This window comes from Thiobacillus sp., assembly GCF_024708915.1.
Genome location: NZ_JANJXQ010000275.1, coordinates 1 through 1,217, shown reverse-complemented (window position 1 = coordinate 1,217; position 1,217 = coordinate 1). Strand labels below are relative to the sequence as shown.

Sequence of the window (1,217 nt, the reverse complement as noted above, 5' to 3'; positions counted from 1 at the left end):
GACTCAGAAATAGGGGAACGGAATGAAACGGATGGATTTTTTCGCAGGGCAAGGCGCGAGGAGGCGACATAGCCGGCTCTATGGCAACGACGAGCAACGCCGCCATGCGGAAAAAGACGCCGTTTCATGTTGCGATATTTCTGAGTCACGACACTAGCCAGGGCCGGCATAGGCCAGCCATTGCGCCGGCACGGTTTCGATTCGGCGTGCCGGCGATGCAAAACGGCCCGTTCAGCGCAGTATCAGCCGCTCCACCACATAAAACAGCGCGGCAATCAGGCCGACCATGAGCGCGAAGCGCAGCACGCGGCCAAGATAGCCGAGGTATTTGCGATTGCCGGTGAGCAGCCACGCCAGGCCGAGCGCCGCCACCGCAATCAGCAGGGCGACGATCAGCAGACGAATGACAATCATGCCGCGAGGGGGTGCAGGTGCAGGAAGGCGGCGGGAACGTCCTCGTCGTGCTCGAAGCTGACGAATTCCCAGGATTCCCGGTGTTGCAGCAGTTCACGCAGCAGGGCGTTGTTGAGCGCGTGGCCGGATTTGTAGGCCTCGAAGGCGCCGATGACGGGGTGGCCGAGCAGGTACAGGTCGCCGATGGCATCGAGCACCTTGTGTTTGACGAATTCATCGTCGTAGCGCAATCCGTCCTGATTGAGCACACGGTATTCGTCCATGACGATGGCGTTGTCGAGCGAGCCGCCCAGTGCCAGGCCACTGTTGCGCAGGGCCTCGACCTCGTGCATGAAACCGAAGGTGCGCGCGCGCGCAACCTCTTTCGTATAGGCGGTGTCGGCAAAATCGAGACTGACGGTCTTGCCGCTCTTGTCGAACACCGGATGCTTGAAGTCGATGGTGAATTCGACCTTGAAGCCGTTGTGCGGGACGAAGCGCGCCCACTTGTCGCCGTCTCGCACTTCGATCGGCCGGGTGATGCGCACGTAGCGCTTGGCGGCGTCCTGTTCGACGATACCGGCGGATTGCAGCAGAAACACGAACGGCGCCGAGGAGCCGTCCATGATGGGAATTTCGGGACCGGTGAGATCGACCAGCAGGTTGTCGATGCCCAGCCCCGAGAGCGCGGACATCAGATGCTCGACGGTGGATACCTTGGCGGGACCGGATTCGAGCATCGAGCACAGCCGGGTGTCGGTGACGAGATAGGGGTCGGCCTTGAGCTCGACGGGCGGATCGAGATCCATGCGCCGGAACACGAT

The 1,217-nt window shown here is 61.6% G+C and carries 2 protein-coding genes; both read right to left on the bottom strand.

What is annotated here, in order from left to right:
- Positions 1–231: 231 nt before the first annotated feature.
- A complete protein-coding gene (locus tag Q0L94_RS17655; protein WP_296755960.1) occupies positions 232–414 on the bottom strand; it encodes a hypothetical protein in 183 nt (60 codons plus the stop codon).
- On the bottom strand, positions 411–1,217 hold an 807-nt coding region (gene lpxC, locus Q0L94_RS17650; RefSeq protein WP_296755958.1), incomplete at its 5' end, for a UDP-3-O-acyl-N-acetylglucosamine deacetylase. The genes lpxC and Q0L94_RS17655, both read right to left, overlap by 4 nt.

What these genes read in the sequence shown, in the direction of transcription:
- Q0L94_RS17655 (WP_296755960.1), bottom strand. Translation starts at nt 414, where the DNA reads ATGATTGTCATTCGTCTGCTGATCGTCGCCCTGCTGATTGCGGTGGCG.